Raw genomic sequence first — 20,061 nt, forward strand, 5'->3', positions numbered from 1 at the left:
TCGGGCGGGCGCACGGGGGTCCGCGGCCCGCCGACGGGTACGGCGCCGTCATCGGCCTGCTCGGGCGTGCCGGGCGATGTGGCGCAGGGCCTCGCCGAACTCCTCGGCCACCGTGCGCACGCTCGCCGTGTCGTGGACGGCGGGGCGGTGGTGCCAGCTGAAGGCGAGGCGGCCGTCCTGCACCGCGCCCACCACCTCCACCGGATGGGAGCCGCCGTCCCGGGGGTCGTGGTCCTGCCCGAACGAGCCGCGCTCGGCGCGCACCAGGCCGCGGCCGGAGGTCTCCGGGCGGGAGTCCCACTGGCCGAGGTAGTTGAAGACCACCTCGCCCTGGGCGCCGGCGGCGAGCCGCTCGCGGACCTCGGGCGAGCCGAAGGTGCGCAGCGCACCGAAGCCGAGTCCGTTCCCCGGCACCGCGCGCAGCTGGCGGCGCACCGACTTCACCAGGGACCGCCAGTCACGGTCGGGGCCGAACTCCTCGGGCGCGGGCACCTGGAAGGCGACCGGGTAGACGGTGGTGAACCAGCCGACCGTCCGCGAGAGGTCGACACCGTCCAGCACGTCCTCGCGGCCGTGTCCCTCCAGGTCCAGACGGACCTGCTCGTTCCCGGTCCAGCGGGCCAGCGCCAGGGCGAGCGCGGCCAGCAGGACGTCGTTGACACGGGTGCGGTACGCCGTCGGCGCGGCCCGCAGCAGGGCCGTGGTGTCCGCCTCGTCCAGTTCCACGGTCACCGTCGCCTGCTCGCCGGCCCCGGACCCGGCCTCGGCGAGGCCGGCCGGGCGGGCGGAGCCGGCGGACACCGCCTGCTCCCAGTAGGGCAGTTCGTCGTCCAGGCCGCCCGCGGCCACGTGGGCGGCGAGCCCCAGCGCCCACTCCCGGAAGGAGGTGCCGCGCTCGCCGAGCGTGACCGGCTCGCCCCGCTCGGCCTGCCGGTAGGCGCTCTCCAGGTCGTCGCGCAGGACGCGCCAGGAGACGGCGTCGACGACCAGGTGGTGGGCGACCAGGAGCAGCAGGACCGGTCGGCCGGGATCGCCGCTGAACAGCGCCGCCCGCAGCAGCGGACCGCGGGCCAGGTCGAATCCGGCGTGCAACTCGTCAGCGGCCCGCGCGATGGCCGCGTCGGCCTGCTCGGGCGACTGCCCGGTCAGGTCGTGGTACTCCACGAGGTCCTCGGCGGGCGCCGGCGGCGGGTTGAACTGGTGCCAGCCCGCCTCGTCCCGGGTGAACCGCATGCGCAGCGCGTCGTGGTGCTCCAGCAGGGCGTGCAGGGCCGCGCGCAGCGCCTGCGGGTCGGGGGCGGCGGCGAGTTCCAGCAGGGTCGACTGGTTGAAGTGGTGGTGGGCGGCGCGCGGGGTACTGAGGAACCACTCCTGGATGGGCGTGAGCGGCACCTCGCCGGTCACCGGGCCGTCGCCGCCGCGCTGCGGGGCGTCGCGCACGACGGTGGCCAGCTCCGCCAGGGTCTGATGGCTGAACAGGTCCCGGGTCGCCAGGTGCAGGCCGTCCCGGCGCAGCCGCGAGACCACCTGCATGCTCAGGATGGAGTCGCCGCCGAGGACGAAGAAGTTGTCCTCGGCGCCGATCTCCTCGATGCCCAGCACGTCGGACCAGATCCGGGCGATCCGGCGTTCGGTGTCGGTGCGCGGCGCGACCCGCGGCCCGGCGGCGGCCTGGGCGGGCCCGGGGTCGGGCAGCGCCCGGCGGTCGGTCTTGCCGCTCGGAGTGAGCGGCAGCCGGTCCAGTGGCACGAAGAGGGAGGGGACCATGTGCGGGGGCAGCAGCTCGGCCAGGTGCGCGCGCAGCTCCGCGACGGGCACCTGGTCCGCCAGGGGATCGGCGGAGGCGTTCGCGAGGACGACGTAGGCCACCAGCCGGGCGGGGCCGGCGCCCGGGCCGTCCGCGGGTCCCTCGGTGCGTACGGTGACGACCGCGTCCCGCACCAGTGCGCTGCGGCGCAGCGCACTCTCCACCTCCCCCGGCTCGATCCGGAAGCCGCGCAGCTTGACCTGGTCGTCCATCCGGCCGGCGAAGCGCAGTTCGCCGTCGCCGTGCCGGCGCGCGAGGTCGCCGGTGCGGTACATCCGCTCCCCCGGCGCGCCGAACGGGTCGGCCACGAACCGGGCGGCGGTCAGGCCCGGGCGGTTCAGGTAGCCGCGGGCCAGACCGGGTCCGGCCACGTACAGTTCCCCGGTCACGCCGGGCGGGACCGGCCGCAGCGCGGCGTCCAGCACGTAGACACTGGTCGGACCGGCGGGGCGGCCGATCGGCGGTGTGCCCGCGCCGGCCGCCAGCGGGCCGGTCCAGCTGGCGACCACCGTGGCCTCGGTGGGCCCGTACGAGTTGACCATCCGCCGCCCGGGGGCCCAGGTGTCGACCAGGTCGGCCGGGCAGGCTTCGGCACCGACGATCAGGGTGCGCAGCGCGGGCAGCGCGCCGGCCGCCGCCGGGTCCACGGTGGCCAGCGCCGCCGGCGGGATCAGCGTGTGGCTGATCCGCCGCTCGGCGAGCACCTCGGCCAGCCGCTCGCCGACCAGCGGACCCTCCTCGCCGGTGACCAGCGCGGCCCCGCTGAGCAGCGAGACGCACAGCTCCAGCACCGAGGCGTCGAAGCTGGGCGAGGCGAACTGGAGTACCCGGTCGCCGGCACCGGCCGCGTACTGCTCGGCGGCGGCCGCGGCGAAGCCGGCCAGTCCGCGGTGGGTGACCACCACACCCTTGGGCGTCCCGGTCGATCCCGAGGTGTAGATGACGTAGGCGGGGTGGTCGGTGCGGAGTGCGGTGGCACGGTCGGCGTCCGTGGGCGGCGTCGGCGGTCCGTCCGCCGTCCACACCTCGGCCGGGTCGTCGAGCACCAGGAAGGCGCCCGCGTCGCGCACCATGAACTCCTTTCGCTGCGTCGGGTAGCCGGGGTCGACCGGGAGGAAGGCGCCGCCGGCCTTGCTCACGGCGAGCTGCGCCACCACCGTCTCGACCGCGCGCGGTAGCACCAGGGCCACCACCCGCTCCGGCCCCACGCCCTGGCGCATCAGCCGGTGGGACAGCCGGTTGGCCGCCCGGTCCAGCTCCGCGTAGGTCAGTTCGCGCTCGCCGTCCAGCACCGCCACCGCATCGGGAGTGCGGGCAACCTGCCGTTCGAACAGCTCCGGCAGGGTCGCCTCGGGCACCGGCCGGAACGTCCCCCGGGCCTGGTCGAGCAGGGCCTTCAGCTCGTCGTCGGAGGCCAGCGGCAGCGCGCCGACCGGGCGTTCGGGGTCCTCTGCGACGGCGGCCAGCAGGGTGCCGAGCTGCTCGGCCATCCGCTCGGCGGTCACCGCGTCGAACAGGTCGGTGTTGTAGCTGATCAGGCCGCGCAGCGCTCCGGAGTCCGTCTCGGCGAACTCCAGGGTGAGGTCGAACGGCGCCTGTTCCAGCTCGGTCTCCACGTCGGTGACGGCGAGGCCGGGCAGTTCCAGGTCGGCGGCCGGGGTGTTCTGCAGGACGACCATGACCTGGAAGAGCGGGCTGCGGCTGGTGTCGCGGACCGGTTGCACCTCGTCCACCACCCGTTCGAACGGCACCTCCTGGTGCGCGAAGGCGTCCAGCACCGTGTGCCGCACGCCGTCGAGGAACTCGGTGAAGGGCTGCCCCGCCTCGACCCGGGAGCGCAGGACCAGGGTGTTGACGAAGAACCCGACGAGGTTCTGTGTCTCGGCCCGGTCGCGGCCGGAGGTGACGGTGCCGACCGCGATGTCTGCGGCCCCGCTGAGCCGGGCGAGATAGGCCTGGGCGGCGGCGACCAGCGTGGTGAACAGGGTCGCGCCCTGCTCCCGGCCGACTCGGGCCAGCCGGCGGGCGGTCGGGGCGGGCACCTCCAGGCGGGCGGTGGCTCCGTTGCTGGTGCGCACCGCGGGCCGCGGCCGGTCGGTGGGCAGTTGGAGCGGCTCGGCGCCCGTCAACTGCTTCTTCCAGTAGCCGAGCTGATCCTCGGTGCCGGCGGCGCCGGCCGTGCGCTGCCAGTGCGCATAGTCGGCGTACTGCACTGGTAGCGGCGGCAACTGGCCTTCGGCGGAGCCCAGTTCGGCGCGGTAGAGGTGGGCCAGGTCGGTGAGCAGGACGGAGGTCGACCAGCCGTCGGTGACGATGTGGTGCAGGGTGAGGGACAGCACGTGGTCACCCTCGGCCAGCCGGACCAGGGCGACCCGCAGCAGCGGACCCCGGCGCAGGTCGAAGGGCCGGCCGCGCTCTTCGGCGAGCAGCTCGCGCAGGGCCGGCTGCCGCCCCTGCTCGGGCAGTTCCGACAGGTCGTGGAGCGGCAGCGGCACCTCCCGCGGCTGATGGACGAGCTGGACGCCTCGCCCGTCGACGCTGTCGAAGGTGGTGCGCAGCGACTCGTGGCGCGCCACCAGCGCGGTCAGGGCCGCGCCGAGGGCGCCGAGGTCCAGCGCGCCGCGCAGGCGCAGCGCGAGCGCGGTGACGTACTCGGCGCCGCCGGGTGCGAACTCCTCGAGGAACCAGAGGCGTTGCTGGGCGTAGGACATCGGCGGCGCAGCGTCCCGGGCGACCGGGACGATGGCGGGGCTCCCGCCGGAGCGGTGCTGCTCCTGGGTCAGCAGCCGGGCCAGCCCGGCCGGGGTGGGGTGGGTGAAGACCGCGCGGGGCGTCAGGTCGGTGCCGAACGCCTCGGCCAGTCGGGTGGCGAGCCGGATGCTGAGGATGGAGTCCCCGCCCAGCTCGAAGAAGCCGTCCTCCACGCCGGGCGGCGCCATGCCCAGCACCTCCCCGAAGACCTCCGCCGTGCGGCGTTCGGCCTCGGTGCGCGGCGCGAGGCGCTCGCGGGGCCCGGCGCCGTGGTCGGCGTCCGGCGCCGGCAGTGCCGCCCGGTCGAGCTTGCCGTTGCGGCTCAGCGGAAGGGCGGCGAGCGGGACGAAGGCGGTGGGGACGAGGTAGTCGGGCAGCAGGCGGGCGGCGAAGTCCCTCAGCTGCGCCAGGTCACCGCCGGCGGGGCCGACGACGTACGCCACCAGCCGCCTGGCACCGGGCCGGTCCTCGCGGGCGACCACGGCGATGTCGGCGACCCCCGGGTGCGCGGCCAGCGCGGCCGCCACCTCGCCGGGTTCGACCCGGAAGCCGCGGATCTTCACCTGGTCGTCGGTGCGGCCCAGGAACTCCACGGCGCCGTCCGGCCGCCGCCTGGCCAGGTCGCCGGTGCGGTACATCCGCTCCCCCGGCGCGCCGAACGGGTCGGCCAGGAAGCGTGCCGCGCTCTCGCCGGGCCGGCCCAGGTAGCCGCGCGCCAGGCCCCCGCCGGCCACGAACAGCTCGCCCGCGCAGCCGGGCGGCACGGGCCGCAGGCGGCGGTCGAGGACGTACACCCGCTTGTCGTCCAGGGGGTGGCCGACGGGCACGGTGTCGGGCACCGCCGCGGGGTCCGCGAGGGCGAAGGAGGTCGCGAAGACGGTGGTTTCGGTGGGTCCGTAGCCGTCCACCACGCACAGGCCGGGGCAGGCGGCGAGGACCCGGCGCACGGCGGCGGCGGGCACCACGTCGCCGCCGGTCCACAGCCGGCGCAGGCCCGTGAAGCAGTCCGGCGCGTCCTGGGCCAGCAGGCGGAAGAGCCCGGCGGTGAGCCACAGCGCCGTCAGCCCGCCGGAGGTCAGCCGCCGCAGCAGCGCGGCGTCCACCGGCCCGTCGGGGGCGACGACCACCCGGCCGCCGTTGAGCAGCGGTGCCCAGACCTCGAAGGTGCTGGCGTCGAAGGCCACCGGGGAGTGCAGTAGCACCTGCTCGCAACTGCCGTCGGTGAAGCGGCTGTCGGTGGCCAGCGAGGCCACGTCGCGGTGCCGGACCGCCACCGCCTTGGGCTCGCCGGTGGAGCCGGAGGTGAACATCACGTAGGCCAGCCGGTCGGGGTCGGCCGGCGGCTCGGGCAGGGCCGGGAGCCCGGTCGCCTCGGTACGGGCGGCGGCGACCTGGTCGGCGGTGAGTTCGACGGTGGCGCCGGCCCGCGCGAGCAGCGCGCGGCGGCGGTCCTCGGACGCCCGGGTGTCCAGCGGGACATAGGCACCGCCCGCCTTGAGGACGGCCAGCTGGGCGACGACGAGTTCGACCGAGCGGTCCATCGCCAGCGCCACCCGTCCCTCGACCGCCAGGCCGTCGGCCAGCAGGCGGGCGGCCAGCCGGTCCGACCACCGGTCGAGCTGACGGTAGGTCAGGTCGTTCTCGCCGTGCCGCAGCGCGACCGCCTCGGGTGTGCGGCGGGCCTGCTCGGCGAAGAGCACCACCGGGCTCTGCGGCACCGCCGGGCGGGCCGTGCTCCGCCAGGACGCCAGCAGCTCCCGATCGGCCGGGGTCAGCAGCTCCAGCTCGCCCACCTCACCGTCCACTGCGTCGGCGAGGGCGGTGAGCAGCACGGCCAGGCGCTGGACCGCGCGCTCCACCGTGGGCCGGTCGAACAGCGCGGGGTCGTAGGCCAGGTCGAAGCCGAGCCGCTCGGCCTGGTAGGCGCGCAGGCACCACGGGAAGGTGGTGGCGTCGTCGGCACGTACCTCCGTGACCCGCACGCCGGTCCTGGCTGCGACGGACTCGTCGACGGGGTAGTTCTCGAACACCACCATGCTGTCGAAGAGCGCCTCGCCGGCCGGCACCTCGCTCAGCGCCTGGATCCGGGTGAGGGCCAGGTGGTCGAAGGGGCGCCCGTCGCTCTGCCGCGCCTGGAGTTCGCGCAGCCAGGGCAGCACGCCGCCGGTGGCGGGTACCCGTACCCGGGTCGGCACGGTGTTGATGAACATGCCGATCATCGACTCGACGCCGGGCAGCTCGGCCGGCCGGCCGGAGACGGTGGTGCCGAAGACCACGTCGTCGCTGCCGCCGTAGCGCGCCAGCAGCAGGGCCCAGGCGCCCTGGATCACGGTGTTGACGGTCAGTCCGGCGTGGGCGGCCCGCTCCCGCAGCCGCTGGGACAGGTCCTGGTCCAGCTCGTGGTGGACGGTCGCGGCGGAACGGGCGCGGTGCGCCTGGCCGGGCACCCGGTCGTACGGCAGCGGGTTGCGTGCGGTGAAGCCGGCCAGGGCGTCGGCCCAGTGGCGCTCGGCCGCCTGCCCGTCCTGCTCGGCCAGCCAGTGCAGGAAGTCCGCGAACGGACGCCGCGGCGGGCGGGGCGGCTGCACAGCGCCACCGGTCAGCGCGGCGTACTGCTCGCAGACCTCGGTCAGCAACTGCCCGCTGCTCCAGCCGTCCAGGATCAGGTGGTGGGTCGACCAGAGCAGCAGCACCTCGTCACCGGGCAGCGCGGCCAGCGTGAGGCGGGTGAGCGGCGCGGTGCTGAGGTCCATGCCCGCGGCGCGATCCGCGGCGAGCAGCCGCTCGGTCTCGGCCTCCTGCCGGTCTGCGGGCAGCTGCCGCCAGTCCACCAAGGTGACGGGCAACTCGGCTCGCGTGAGGACCAGTTGGACGGGATGCGGCAGGCCCCGCCAGTGCACGCCGGTGCGCAACGCAGGCGTGCGGTCGGCCAGCAGCTGCCAGGCCTCGGCGAACGCGCGCGGGTCGGCCACTCCGGCCAGCCGCACCGCGATCCGGTCGAAGTAGGCGCCCTCGGTGTCGACCAGCCCGTGGAAGAGCATCCCGGACTGGAGCGGTGTCAGCGGCAGCACGTCGGCGACCTGGCGCCCGTCGCCGACCAGCCGGTCCAGCTGGTCCTGGGTCAGGCCGGCGAGCGGGAAGTCGGAGGGGGTGCGGCCGCCGGCCCCGGGGCGGGTGCAGTGTGCCGCGATCTCGCGCAGGGCGGAGCACATCTCCTCGGCCAGGCCGCGGACCTCAGCCTCGTCGTAGACGGCCGCCGGGTAGGTCCAGCCCAGTTCGAGGTGTCCGTGCTCGACCACCCCGGTGACGTCCAGGAGGTAGGGGCGGGTTTCGTCCGGGTCGGTGTCGCGGCCGGCCGGGGGCAGCGAGTCGCGGTAGAGACCATCGGCGCCGGCGCTGCCTGCGTCCCACCGGCCGTGGTAGTTGAAGCCGATCTGCGGGGCCGGCGCATCGGCCGGCGCACTGCCCGGCAGCAGGTGGCGCAGGGCACCGTGGCTCAGCCCGTGCAGCGGGACGGCGCGCAGCTGCTCCTTGACCGAGCGCAGCGTCTCGTGCCATCCGGCGTCGGGGGCGACGTTCAGGGCGAGCGGGAACTCGGCGGTGAACCAGCCCACCGTCCGGGACAGGTCCAGGTCGTCGAAGAGGTCCTCCCGGCCGTGCCCTTCCACGCCCACCAGCACGCTCTCGCGGCCGCACCAGCGCGACAGGGTGCGGCCCAGGGCGCTGAGCAGCACGTCGTTGACCTGGGTGCGGTAGGCCTCGGGGACCTGGCGCAGCAGCAGTTCGGTCGTCTCCACGTCCAGCGTCACGGTGACGGTGGCGGCGCCGCCGTGGGTGTTGGGACCGGGCCGGCCGGCGGGCAGGTCGGCCGGGGCCGCGGCGGTCCGCGCCCAGTAGGCGGCGTCGGCGGCCAGCGCGCCGGAGCGGGTGTGCTGCTCCAGCCGGGTCGCCCAGTGGCCGTAGGAGGTTCCCGCCGGGGGCAGTTCGGCGCTGCGGCCGGCAGCGACCGCCCGGTAGGCCGCTTCGAGGTCGGACAACAGGATGCGCCAGGAGACGCCGTCCACGGCCAGGTGGTGGACGGTGACGACGAGCTGGCCCGGCTGCCGGGCGCCGCGGTCGAAGAAGAGCACGCGGACCATCCGGCCCTCGGTCGGGTCCAGTTCGGCCTGGGCCAGGAGCGTGGTGTCCTGCACCGCCGCTTCCAGGGCCTCGGGGTCGAGGCCGGCCACCTCGTGCCGGGTGAAGACGCCCCGCGGCGCCTCGGCGAGCACCTCCTGGCGCCAGCCGGTGCCGGTGTGGCGCAGCCGGGTGCGCAGGGCCGCGTGGCAGTGCACCAGGGCCGCGGCGGCCTGGTCCAGGGCCGACGGCTCCGTGCCGGGGGCCAGTTCCACCCGCTGGGTCATCGTGAAGCGCATCGGGTCGCCGGGGCGGCGGCCGTCGAGGTACCAGTGCTGGATCGGGGTGAGCGGCGCCTCGGTGGGCGAGGGGTCGCCCCCGGCCTCCGGGCGCGCGGCCACCTCACCGGCCGCCAGGGCGAGTTCGGCGACGCTCTGGTACCGGAAGACGTCCTTGGTGGCCAGCGCGAGCCCGGCGGCCCGGGCCCGGGAGACGATCTGGATGCTGAGGATGGAGTCGCCGCCGAGCGCGAAGAAGTTGTCGTGCGCGCCGACCCGGGCCACACCCAGCACCTCGGCCCAGATCGCGGCCAACCGCTCCTCGGTCCCGGGCCGCGGCGCCACGAACGCGTTGCCGCTGTCGGGCTGGGCGGGCGGCGCGGGCAGGGCGCGGCGGTCGGTCTTGCCGCTGGAGTTGCGCGGGATCCGCTCCAGCGGGACGAAGGCGGCGGGCACCATGTGGTCGGGCAGCGTCCGCCGCAGCCGGACCCGCAGCTCCTCGGCGGGCGGGATCCGGTCTCCGGCGGGCACCAGGTAGCCGACGAGCATCAGCCGGCCGGCGTGCTCGCGGGCGGTGACCACCGCCTCGGCGACGTCCGGGTGGTCGAGCAGGGCGGCCTCCACCTCGCCGGGCTCGATCCGGAACCCCCGGATCTTGACCTGCTCGTCGACCCGGCCGAGGAACTCCAGCAGGCCCTGGGCGTCCCAGCGGGCCCGGTCGCCGGTGCGGTACATGCGCTCCCCCGGCGCGCCGAACGGGTCGGCCAGGAAGCGGGCGGCGGTCAGGCCCGGACGGTTCAGGTAGCCGCGCGCCACCTGTGCTCCGGCCAGGTACAGCTCCCCCGCCATGCCCGGCGGCACCGGCCGCAGGGCGTCGTCGAGCACGTAGGCCCGCAGGTTGCGGCCGGGGCGGCCGACGACCGGGCGCTCGGGGCGATCCGCGCACCGGCCGTAGAGGGCGTCGACGGTGCACTCGGTGGGCCCGTAGACGTTGTAGGCGGTGACGCCGAGATCCTGCTGCGCCGCGCACAGCTCCTGCCAGGCGGCGGGCGAGATCGCCTCGCCGCCGACCAGCAGCAGGCCCGGGTGGTGGCGGCCCGCTGCGAACAGCCCGGCGGCGGTGAGTTCACGCAGGTAGGAGGGGGTGACGTTGACCACGTCCAGGCGGCGGTCGGCGATCTGGGCGCAGAAGGCCTCCGGGTCGAGCCGGACGTCCTCGTCGACGAGGTGCACCTCGTGTCCGAACGCGAGCAGCAGCGGGCCCTCCCAGCTGGTGTCGAAGGAGAACGAGGCGCTGAGCGCCATCCGAAGTCGGCGTCCGTCCGTCAGGTGCGGCGGGAGCAGTCCCGCGCGGTGGTCCTGGCAGAGGTTGACCAACTGGCGGTGCTCCACGGCGACACCCTTGGGTCGGCCGGTGGAGCCGGAGGTGTAGATGAGGTAGGCCGTGTGCTGCGGCAGCAGCGGGTGGCTGCGGTCGGCGTCGGTGAGGTCGTGGGCGGGCAGCCGGTCCCACGGCACCTCGTGCAGCTCCCGCTCCGTCAGCAGCGTCTGGGGACGGGCGTCGGCGAGCAGGAAGGCGACCCGCTCCTCGGGGAGTCCGGGGTCCAGGCAGAGCAGGGTGGCACCCGCCTTGAGCACCGCGAGCAGGGCCACCAGCACCTCCGAGGTGCGCGGCAGGCGGACCGCAACCACCTGCTCCGGGCCGGCGCCCCGGGAGACGAGGTGGCGGGCGAGGCGGTTGGCCCGCCCGTTGAGGGCGGCGAAGTCGAGGGTGGCGTCCCTGGCCACCAGGGCGGTGGCGTGCGGGGTACGGGCGGCCTGCGCCTCGAACAGGGCCGGGAAGGTGGTGTCCGGCACGGCCAGCGGCTCGCCCTGCCCCGTCCGGAGCACCTGCCGGCGTTCGTCGGCGGTCATCAGCGGCAGGGTGGAGACGGCGCCGGCCGGGTCCTCGGCCACCGCCTCCAGCAGGGTTCGCAGCCAGCCGGCCAGCCGCTCGGCGGTGGCCTCGTCGAACAGGCCGGTGCTGTACTCCAGGTAGCCGGTCAGGCCGCCGTCGCGCTCGACGAAGTCGAAGGCGAGGTCGAAGGCGGCGCTGCGGATCGGCGGCGCCAGCGGTGCCACCTCCAGGCCCGGCAGCCGTGGGGCCTCGGTGCCCAGGTTGTGCAGGGCCACCATCACCTGGAACAGCGGCGTGCGGCTGGTGTCGCGCTCCGGCTGGAGCGTGTCCACCAGCCGCTCGAACGGCACCTCCTGGTGGGCGAACGCCGCCAGGACGGTCTCCCTCGACCGGCCCAGCAGCTCGTGGAACGACAGCTCCGGGCGCACCTGGGCGCGCAGCACCAGGGTGTTGACGAACATGCCCACCACGTCGTGGAGTTCGGGCCGCTCCCGGCCCGAGGCCACGGTGCCCACGGCGACGTCCTGCTGGCCGGCCCAGCGGGCGAGCAGCACCTGGCACGCCGTCAGCAGGGTCATGTAGAGGGTGGCGTCGGCCTCCCTGCCGCGCTCGCGCAGCCGTGCGGTCAGTGCGGCGGGCAGGGTGAAGGTCAGCAGGGCGCCGTCGCGGGTGCGGACGGCGGGGCGCGGCCGGTCGGTGGGCAGGTCCAGCGGCTCCAAGCCCTCCAGGGCCTGGCGCCAGTGGGCGAGATCCGCCTCGGCGCGGTCGGTGCGGGCGCGCTGCCAGACGGCGTAGTCGGTGTACCGCACGGGCAGCTCGGGCAGCTCGGGGCGGCGGCGCTCCAGGGCGGCCGCGTACAGCTCGCCCAGGTCGCGGCCGAGGACGGCCACCGACCAGCCGTCGGTGGCGATGTGGTGCACGGCCAGCACGAGGACGTGCTCGTCCTCGGCCGTCCGCACCAACCGGGCCCGCAGCAGCGGCCCGACGGCCAGGTCGAAGGGGGTGGCGGCGACGCGTTCCAGCAGCGCCTCCAGGACCGCCGGGGGCTGCCCGACGAGGTCGTCCACCGGCAGCTCGACCGGCTGCGCCGGGCGCACGACCTGCCGGGCGCGCCCGTCCTGCTCGGTGAAGGTGGTGCGCAGCGCCTCGTGCCGGGCCACCAGGGCGTCCAGCGCGGTGCGCAGCGCGCCCTCGTCGAGCTCTCCGCGCAGGCGCAGCACGGACAGGGTGGTGTACTCGGTGCCGTCCGGCTCGAAGCGGTCGAGGAACCAGAGCCGCTGCTGGGCGTAGGACAACGGCGGCTCGACGGCCGGGTCCGCGGCGGGGATCGCTTCGGCCGACGGGCTCCCTTCGGCGGCCGGCTCGCCGAGGGCGGCGGCCAGGTCGGCCAGTCCGGCGTGGCTGAACAGCAGCCGGGGCGAGACGTCCGCGCCGAACGCCGCGCGCAGCCGGGAGGTGACCCGGATGGCGAGGATGGAGTCGCCGCCGAGTGCGAAGAAGTCGTCGTCCACACCGACCTCGTCGACGGCCAGGACGTCCGCCCAGGCCGCGGCGACCAGCCGTTCGGCCCGGGTGCGGGGCGCGGTGCGGTCGTCGCCGGCCGCGAAGCCGTCCGGGCCCGGCGCGGGCAGCGCCCGCCGGTCGAGCTTGCCGTTGACGGTGAGCGGCAGGGCCGCCATCGGGACGTAGGCGGCGGGCACCATGTAGGGGGGCAGCAGCCGCTCCAGGTGCGCACGCAGCTCGGCGGCGGACGGCGGGGCCTCGGCGCGCTCACCGCCGCCGACCACGTGGGCCACCAGGCGGCGGGTGCCGGCGCTGTCCTCGTACACGCCCACCGTGGCGGCGCCCACCCGCGGATGGGCGTGCAGGGCGGTCTCGATCTCGCCGGGCTCGATCCGGTAGCCGCGGATCTTCACCTGCTGGTCGGCGCGGCCCAGGTACTCCAGAGTGGCGTCGGCCCGCCAGCGGGCCCGGTCGCCGGTGCGGTACATCCGGGCGCCGGGAGGCCCGAACGGGTCGGCGACGAAGCGGGCGGCGGTCAGGCCCGGCCGGTTCAGGTAGCCGCGGGCCAGGCCCTCCCCCGCGACGAACAACTCGCCCACCGCGCCCGGGGGGACCGGCGCCAGGTCGGCGTCCAGCAGGTACACCCGCAGGTCGGGGATGCCGGCGCCGATCGGTCCGGGGCCCCCGGCGCGGGCCGTGGCGCGGTCCAGCGGGGCGTAGGTGACGTGCACGGTCGTCTCGGTGATGCCGTACATGTTGACCAGGCGGGGCGCGGTGTCCGGGTGGCGGTCGTACCAGTCGGCCAGCCGCGTCACGTCCAGCGCCTCGCCGCCGAAGACCACCGTGCGCAGCGCCAACCGGTCTGCCAGAGCCGGGTTTTCGGCGTCGGCACGGATCAGCGGGTAGAACGCTGACGGGGTCTGGCTGAGGACGGTGACCTGCTCGTCGGCCAGCAGGCGCAGGAAGTCCTCCGGGGAGCGGGCGGTGTCCTCGGGAACCACGACGAGCCGGCCGCCGTGCAGCAGCGGTCCCCAGAGCTCCCACACCGAGAAGTCGAAGGTGTAGGAGTGGAAGAGCGTCCAGACGTCCTCGGCGCCGAAGCCGAACCACTCCTCGGTGCGGTCGAAGAGCCGCACCACGTTGGCGTGCGGGATCACGACTCCCTTGGGGCGGCCGGTGGATCCCGAGGTGAAGATGGCGTAGGCCGGGCTCTCGGGCAGCGGACGGCACCGCGGGGCGAGCCCGTCGGCCGGGCGCCGCGCCAGGTCGGCGCGCACGTCGGCGTCGCCCAGCGCCAGCACGGGCACCTCGGTGTGCACCGGCGCGGCGGCCTCCCCGGTGAGCGTCACCAGCGCCACCGGCTGGACGTCGCGCAGCAGTTGGGCCAGGCGCTCGGGCGGCAGCGCCGGGTCGAGCGGCAGGTAGGCCGCGCCGGTCTTGAGGACGGCGAGGACCGCCACCACCAGGTCGACCGAGCGCGGCAGCGCGAGGGCCACGAAGTGCTCGGCCGAGGCGTGGAGTTCGGCCAGCCGGTGGGCGAGCCGGTTGGCCCGCGCGTCCAGCGTGGCGTAGTCGAGGCGGTCGTCGCCGTAGCTCACGGCCTCGGCGTGCGGGGTCCGGGCGGCCTGCGCCTCGAAGAGGTCCACCAGGGTCCGGTCCGGCCGGCCCTGCGCGGCCCCGTTCCAGTCGACCAGCATCCGCCGCCGTTCCTCGGCGGTCGTCCAGGCCAGGGCACGCAGCGGGCGGTCCAGGCCGCCGGCCAGCTCGGTGAGCAGCAGGCAGAGGCGGTCGGCCAGGGTGCGCGCGGTCCCGGCGTCGAACAGCTCCGGGTCGTAGGCGAGGTCGAAGCCGAACCGCTCCCCCTGGTAGGCCCGCAGCACCAGCGGGAAGTTGGTGGCGTCACGGGAGGAGACGTCGGCCAGTCGCACGCCGGAGCCCGCCGTCCGGGCCTCGTCGAAAGGGTAGTTCTCGAAGGCGACCATGCTGTCGAAGAGCGTGCTGCCGGAGGGCACGTCGCTCATGCCGGTCAGCTCGGCCAGCGAGACCGCGGCGAAGCGCCGGGCCTCGGCCTGCGCCTCCTGGAGGTCCCGCAGCCAGTCCGCGGCGGTGCGCCCGCCGTCCACCCGGACCCGGGTGGGCAGGGTGTTGATGAACATCCCGATCATCGACTCGACGCCGGGCAGGTCGTCGGGGCGGCCGGAGACGGTGGTCCCGAACAGCACGTCCCGCTCGGCGCTGTAGCGCGACAGCAGCAGCGCCCAGGCGCCCTGGACCACGGTGCCCATGGTCAGCCCGGCCTGCCGGGCGGTGCGGGCCAGCCGCTGCGACACCTCCTCGGACAGCCCGGCCGGGTGCACGCCCGCCGAGCGGGCCTGGTGGACCCCGCGCCGGACGCGGTCGACGGGCAGCGGGGTCGGGGTGGCGAACCCGTCCAGGACGCCCCGCCAGTGGGCGCGGGCGGCCTCGGCGTCCTGCCCGGCCAGCCAGCGCACGTAGTCGCCGAAGGGCCGGCGCGCGGCCGGTCGCGGTTCGGCGCCGGTGCTGAGCGCCGCGTACTCCTCGAACACGTCGGTGAGCACCTGGGCCAGGCTCCAGCCGTCCAGGATCAGGTGGTGGGAGGTCCACAGCAGGTGCAGGCGCGCGTCGGGCAGCCGGATCAGGGTGAGCCGCATCAGCGGTGCCACGGCGATGTCCACGCCGCGCGCCAGGTCCTCCGCGCGCACGGCGGCCACCCGGTCGGCCCGCTCCTGCGGGGCCGCCGCGCGCAGGTCCAGCTGGGTCACCGGTATCCGGGCCGAGCGGTGCACGACCTGAAGCGGGACGGGGACGCCCTCCCACACCACCGAGGTGCGCAGGGCGGGCGTGCGGTCGGCCACCCGCTGCCAGGCGGCGGCGAAGGCGTCGGGGTCGCTCACGCCGTCCAGGAGCAGCGCGGCCTGGTCGACGTACACGTCGTCCGGCCCGCCGACCAGCCGGTGGAAGAGCATGCCCTCCTGGAGCGGGGTGAGCGGCAGCAGGTCCTCCACCGCCCGGCCGTCGCCGACCAGCCGGTCGACCCCGGCCTGGTCCAGCCGGGCGAACGGGAAGTCGGACGGGGTGCGGCCGCCGGCGTCGGGGCGGGCGCAGTGCGCGGCGATGGCGCCCAGCGCGGCGGTCAGCGCGGCGGCCAGGCGCTGGACGGTGGCCGCCTCGTGCACCTGGTCGCTGTAGTGCCAGACGACCTCCAACTCGCCCTCGGCCACCACCGCGGAGACGTCGAGCAGGTGGTCCAGCGGCATGTCGGGGGCGGTGTCCCGGCCGGGCGCCTCACCGGCCGGGGCGAAGTCGCCGCCCTCGGCGGCCGCCCACTGGCCGTGGTAGTTGAAGGACACCTGGGGCAGCGGCACCGCCCGCAGGGCTTCCGCGGCCGGGTCGGGCGAGCCGAGGCGGGCCAGCGCCTCGTAGCTCAGGCCGCGCCGGGGGACGGCCCGCAGGCGCTCCTTGACCGCCTTCAGGGTGGCGGCCCAGTCCGGGGCGCCGGCCGGTCCCACCGGGGCGAGGGTGACGGGGTACTGGGTGGTGAACCAGCCGACCGTGCGGGAGAGGTCGAGCTCGTGGCCGGCCGGGGCGCCGAGTTCCTCGCGGCCGTGCCCCTCCAGGGCGACGGCCACCCGCTCGGCACCTGTCCAGTCGGCGAGCACCCGGCCCAGCGCGCTCAGCAGCACGTCGTTGACCTGGGTGCGGTAGACCGCGGGGACCTGGCGCAGCAGCGCCTCGGTGGTGGCGCGGTCCACCCTGGTCCGAACAGTACGGACGGAGCCGGCCAGCGGGGTGCCAGGGTGGTCGACGGGCAGCGGGGCCGGCGCGGCCGAGGCCTCCTCCGTCCAGTACGGCAGGTCGCCGTCGAGTTCCCCGGCCCGAACACGCTCGGCGAAGTGGTGCGCCCAGTCGGTGAACGGGGTCTGCTCGGGGTCCAGCCGGACCGGCTCGCCGGCGGCCGCCTGCCGGTAGGCCAGGGCGAGGTCGGCCAGCAGCACCCGCCAGGAGACGCTGTCCACGGCCAGGTGATGGGCCGTCACGAACAGCTGGGGCCGGCCGTCGGCGGCGGCCCGCAGCAGGGCCGCGCGCAGCAGCGCACCGGTGGCCGGGTCGAGGGCCGCGCGGGCCGCGTCGGCCGCGCGGCGCCGGGCGGCCTGCTCGCCCTCGGCGTCGGCGGCGAGGGCGGCCGGGTCGTGGCGGGTCAGCAGGCCGCCGGCCGGGCCGGCTCCGGGGTGCTGGTGCCAGCTGTCGCCGGTGCGGGTGAACCGGGTGCGCAGCGCCGGGTGCGCGGCCACCACCGCTTCGAGCGCCAGCTCCAGCGCCCGTTCGTCCAGGTCGCGCGGCAGGTCGAGCAGCATCGACATGCTGAAGTGGCGCAGCGGGCCGTGGGTGGCGAAGAACCACTCCTGCACCGGGGTCAGCGGCGCGGGCCCGTCCTCGTGCGGTCGCCGCGCCGTCGCCGGGGTGAGCGGGCGGCGGGCCGCCGCGGCGGCGAGGTCGGCAATGGTCTGGTGGCGGAAGACGTCGCTCGAACTGAGCCGCAGGCCCGCGGCGCGGGCCCGGGAGACGGCCTGGATGCTGAGGATCGAGTCGCCGCCCAGCTCGAAGAAGTTGTCCGTGACGCCCACCCCGGCCAGGCCGAGCACCTCGGCCCAGATGCCGGCCAGAAGCTCCTCGTCCCCGGTCCGCGGGGCGACGAACTCCTTCTGCTGCCGGTCCACTTCGAGGTCGGGGGCGGGCAGGGCGCGGCGGTCGAGCTTGCCGCTGGTGGTGAGCGGCAGCGCGTCGAGCGCGGTGAAGGAGGACGGCACCAGGTGGTCGGGCAGCACCTGCCGCAGCGCCGCCCGCAGGTCGGCGGCGGGCGGGACGGCGCATCCGGTGGCGGGCACCAGGTAGGCCGCCAGCCGGGCGTGGCCGTGTACGTCGGGCGCGGCCACGACCGCGGCCGCGGCGACGGCGGGCAGCTCCAGCAGCGCCGCCTCCACCTCACCCGGTTCGATGCGGTGGCCGCGCACCTTGACCTGGTCGTCGGCCCGCCCGAGGTAGTCCAGGCGCCCGTCGGCGGTCCAGCGGGCCAGGTCTCCGGTGCGGTACATCCGGGCACCGGGCGGCCCGAACGGGTCGGCCGTGAACCGCGCCGCGGTCAGCCCGGGACGGTGCGCGTAGCCGCGGGCGAGCTGCTCGCCCGCCAGGTACAGCTCGCCGCCGACGCCGGGCGGTACCGGCCGGCGCCGGTCGTCCAGCACGTAGGCCCGCACGTTCGGCAGCGGGCGGCCCACCAGCGCCCGGTCGCCGTCCGCGATCCGGCAGGCCAGTGCGTCGACCGTGCACTCCGTCGGCCCGTAGAAGTTGTAGGCGGCCACCTCGGGGTGCGCGGCCAGCTCGCGCCAGAGGGCGGCGCCGACCGCCTCGCCGCCGAGCATCAGCACCCGCGGGCGGTGCCGCGGATCGGTGAGCAGCCCGGCGGGCAGCAGCTGACCGAGGTAGGAGGGGGTCACGTCGAGGAAGTCGACGCGGTGCTGGACCACGTACTCGACCAGGGCGGCCGGATCCCTCCGGGTCACCTCGTCGACCAGGTGCAGCGGGTGGCCGTCGGCCATCAGCAGCACCCCCTCCAAGGAGGTGTCGAAGGAGAACGAGGCGGTGAGCGCCACCCGCAGCGGGCCGCCGCCCGCGTCGGCGACGAAGCCCGCCCGGTGGGCGGCCAGCAGGTGCGTCACCGCGCGGTGTGCCACCACGACGCCCTTGGGGCGGCCGGTGGAGCCCGAGGTGTAGATGACGTACGCGGTGTTCGCCGGGCGCAGCGGGGCGAGCCGGTCGGCGTCGACGGGGTCGCGGTCCCGGCCGGTGGCCGGGGCGGCGCGCAACGCGTCCTCGTCCAGGACCAACGCCGGCCGGGCGTCCTCCAGCAGGTAGCGGACGCGCTCCGCGGGCAGGGCGGGGTCGATCGGCAGGTAGCCGGCACCGGACTTCCAGACGGCGAGGATCGCCACGATCATGTCCGCGGTGCGCGGCAGCATCAGCGCGACCAGCCGTTCGGGGCCGGCCCCGAGGGATATCAGGTGGTGGGCGAGCCGGTTGGCCCGGCTGTTGAGCGTCGCGTAGTCCAGCCGCTCGTCCCCGGCGATTAGGGCGGGGGCCGCCGGGGTCAGGGCGGCCCGACGCTCCAGGAGTTCGGGGTAGCAGGCGTCGTCGACGGGCAGGCGGGTGCCGTTCCACTCCCGCGTCACCTGGCGGATCTCCTCGGCGGAGAGCAGCGGCAGGGTGCCCAGCGGCCGGTCCGGTTCGGCGGCGGCGCCCTCCAGCAGCCGCAGCAGCTGGTCGGCCATCCGCCGCGCGGTGGGCTCGTCGAACAGGTCGCTGCGGTACTCCAGCAGACCGGTCAGCCCCTCCCCGTCCGGCACGAACTCCACGCTCAGGTCGAAGGTGGCGGCCTGCCGGGGCACGTCGACCAGGGAGACGTCCAGCCCGTGCGCGGCCGCGGCCGCGGGCGGGGCGGGGTGCAGCAGGACCATCACGTCGAAGAGCGGGTTGCGGCCGGCCTCGCGGGGGGCGCCGACCGCCTCCACGAGGCGCTCGAAGGGCGTGTCACCGTGGACGAAGGAGTCGTTGACGGTGGTGGTGGCGGCGGTCAGCAGGTCGCGGAAGGACCAGGACCGCTCCACCGGGGTGCGCAGCACCACCGTGTTGACGAAGCAGCCGACGGCCCGTTCCAGGTCGGTGCGGGAGCGCCCGGAGGTCAGGGAGCCCACGGTGATGTCGTCCTGGCCGGACCAGCGGGCCAGCAGCGCCTGGGTGGCGGCGACCAGGGCGGTGTAGAGCGTGCTGTGCTGCTCGGCCACCAGCTCGCGCAGCCGGGCTGTCAGCCGCGCGGGGACGGTGAAGGTGTGGATCGCGCCCGCGCCGGCCTCCTCGCCGCGCCGCGGCCGGTCCAGCGGCAGCTCGGGGGCCACCGCGCCGGCCAACTGGCCCTTCCAGTAAGCGAGGTGCTTTTCGAGTCGGGTGCCGGAGAGCTGCTCGCGCTGCCACACGGCGAAGTCGGGGTACTGCGTGGCCACCGGGGGCAGCTGAGGGGCGGCGCCCCGCACTAGGGCGGCGTAGGCGGTGCACAGCTCGTCCAGGACCACGCCCATCGACCAGCCGTCGGTGACGATGTGGTGCGCGGTCAGCAGCAGGACGTGCGCGGCGTCCGACTCGCGCACCAGCAGGGCCCGCAGCGGTGGGCCCTGGCGCAGGTCGAACGGGCGGGAGTACTCCGCCAGCAGGATCGCGTCGAGGGTGTCCGCCGGGGTCGGCTCGCGAACCGGCAGCGGCACCGGCCCGGCCGGCCGCACGGTCTGCGCCAGTTGGCCGTCGGTCTCCTCGAAGGTGGTCCGCAGGCTCTCGTGACGTGCCACCACGGCGGCCAGCGCCCGGGCCAGCGCCTCGCGCTCCAGCGGCCCGGTGAAGCGCACCGCGAGGGCGCTGTTGTAGCGGTGGTCGCCGGGCCGCAGGCGGTCCAGGAACCACAGTCGCTGCTGGACGAACGAGAGGGGCAGCGGGCGGCTGCGGTCGGCACGCGGGACGGTCCGCCCGGCCCCGGTCCCCTCACTGCCGGCCTGTCCGGCCAGCCGGCGGCGCAGCGCTTCCCGCAGGTCCGCGGGCAGGGCGGCGGCGCGGTCTCGCTTCGAAGGCGTCATGGTCGTCGGGTC

Annotated in this window: 1 protein-coding gene; it reads right to left on the reverse strand. The window is 75.9% G+C overall.

Features of this window, described 5'->3' with window-relative positions:
• Window positions 1-48 precede the first annotated feature (48 nt).
• Window positions 49-20,049: a non-ribosomal peptide synthase/polyketide synthase gene (locus C7C46_RS24260; protein WP_110672027.1), complete on the reverse strand. Its 20,001-nt coding sequence runs from the start codon at window positions 20,047-20,049 to the stop codon at window positions 49-51.
• Window positions 20,050-20,061 lie beyond the last annotated feature (12 nt).

The organism is Streptomyces tateyamensis (assembly GCF_003205575.1).
GTDB lineage: Bacteria > Actinomycetota > Actinomycetes > Streptomycetales > Streptomycetaceae > Kitasatospora > Kitasatospora tateyamensis.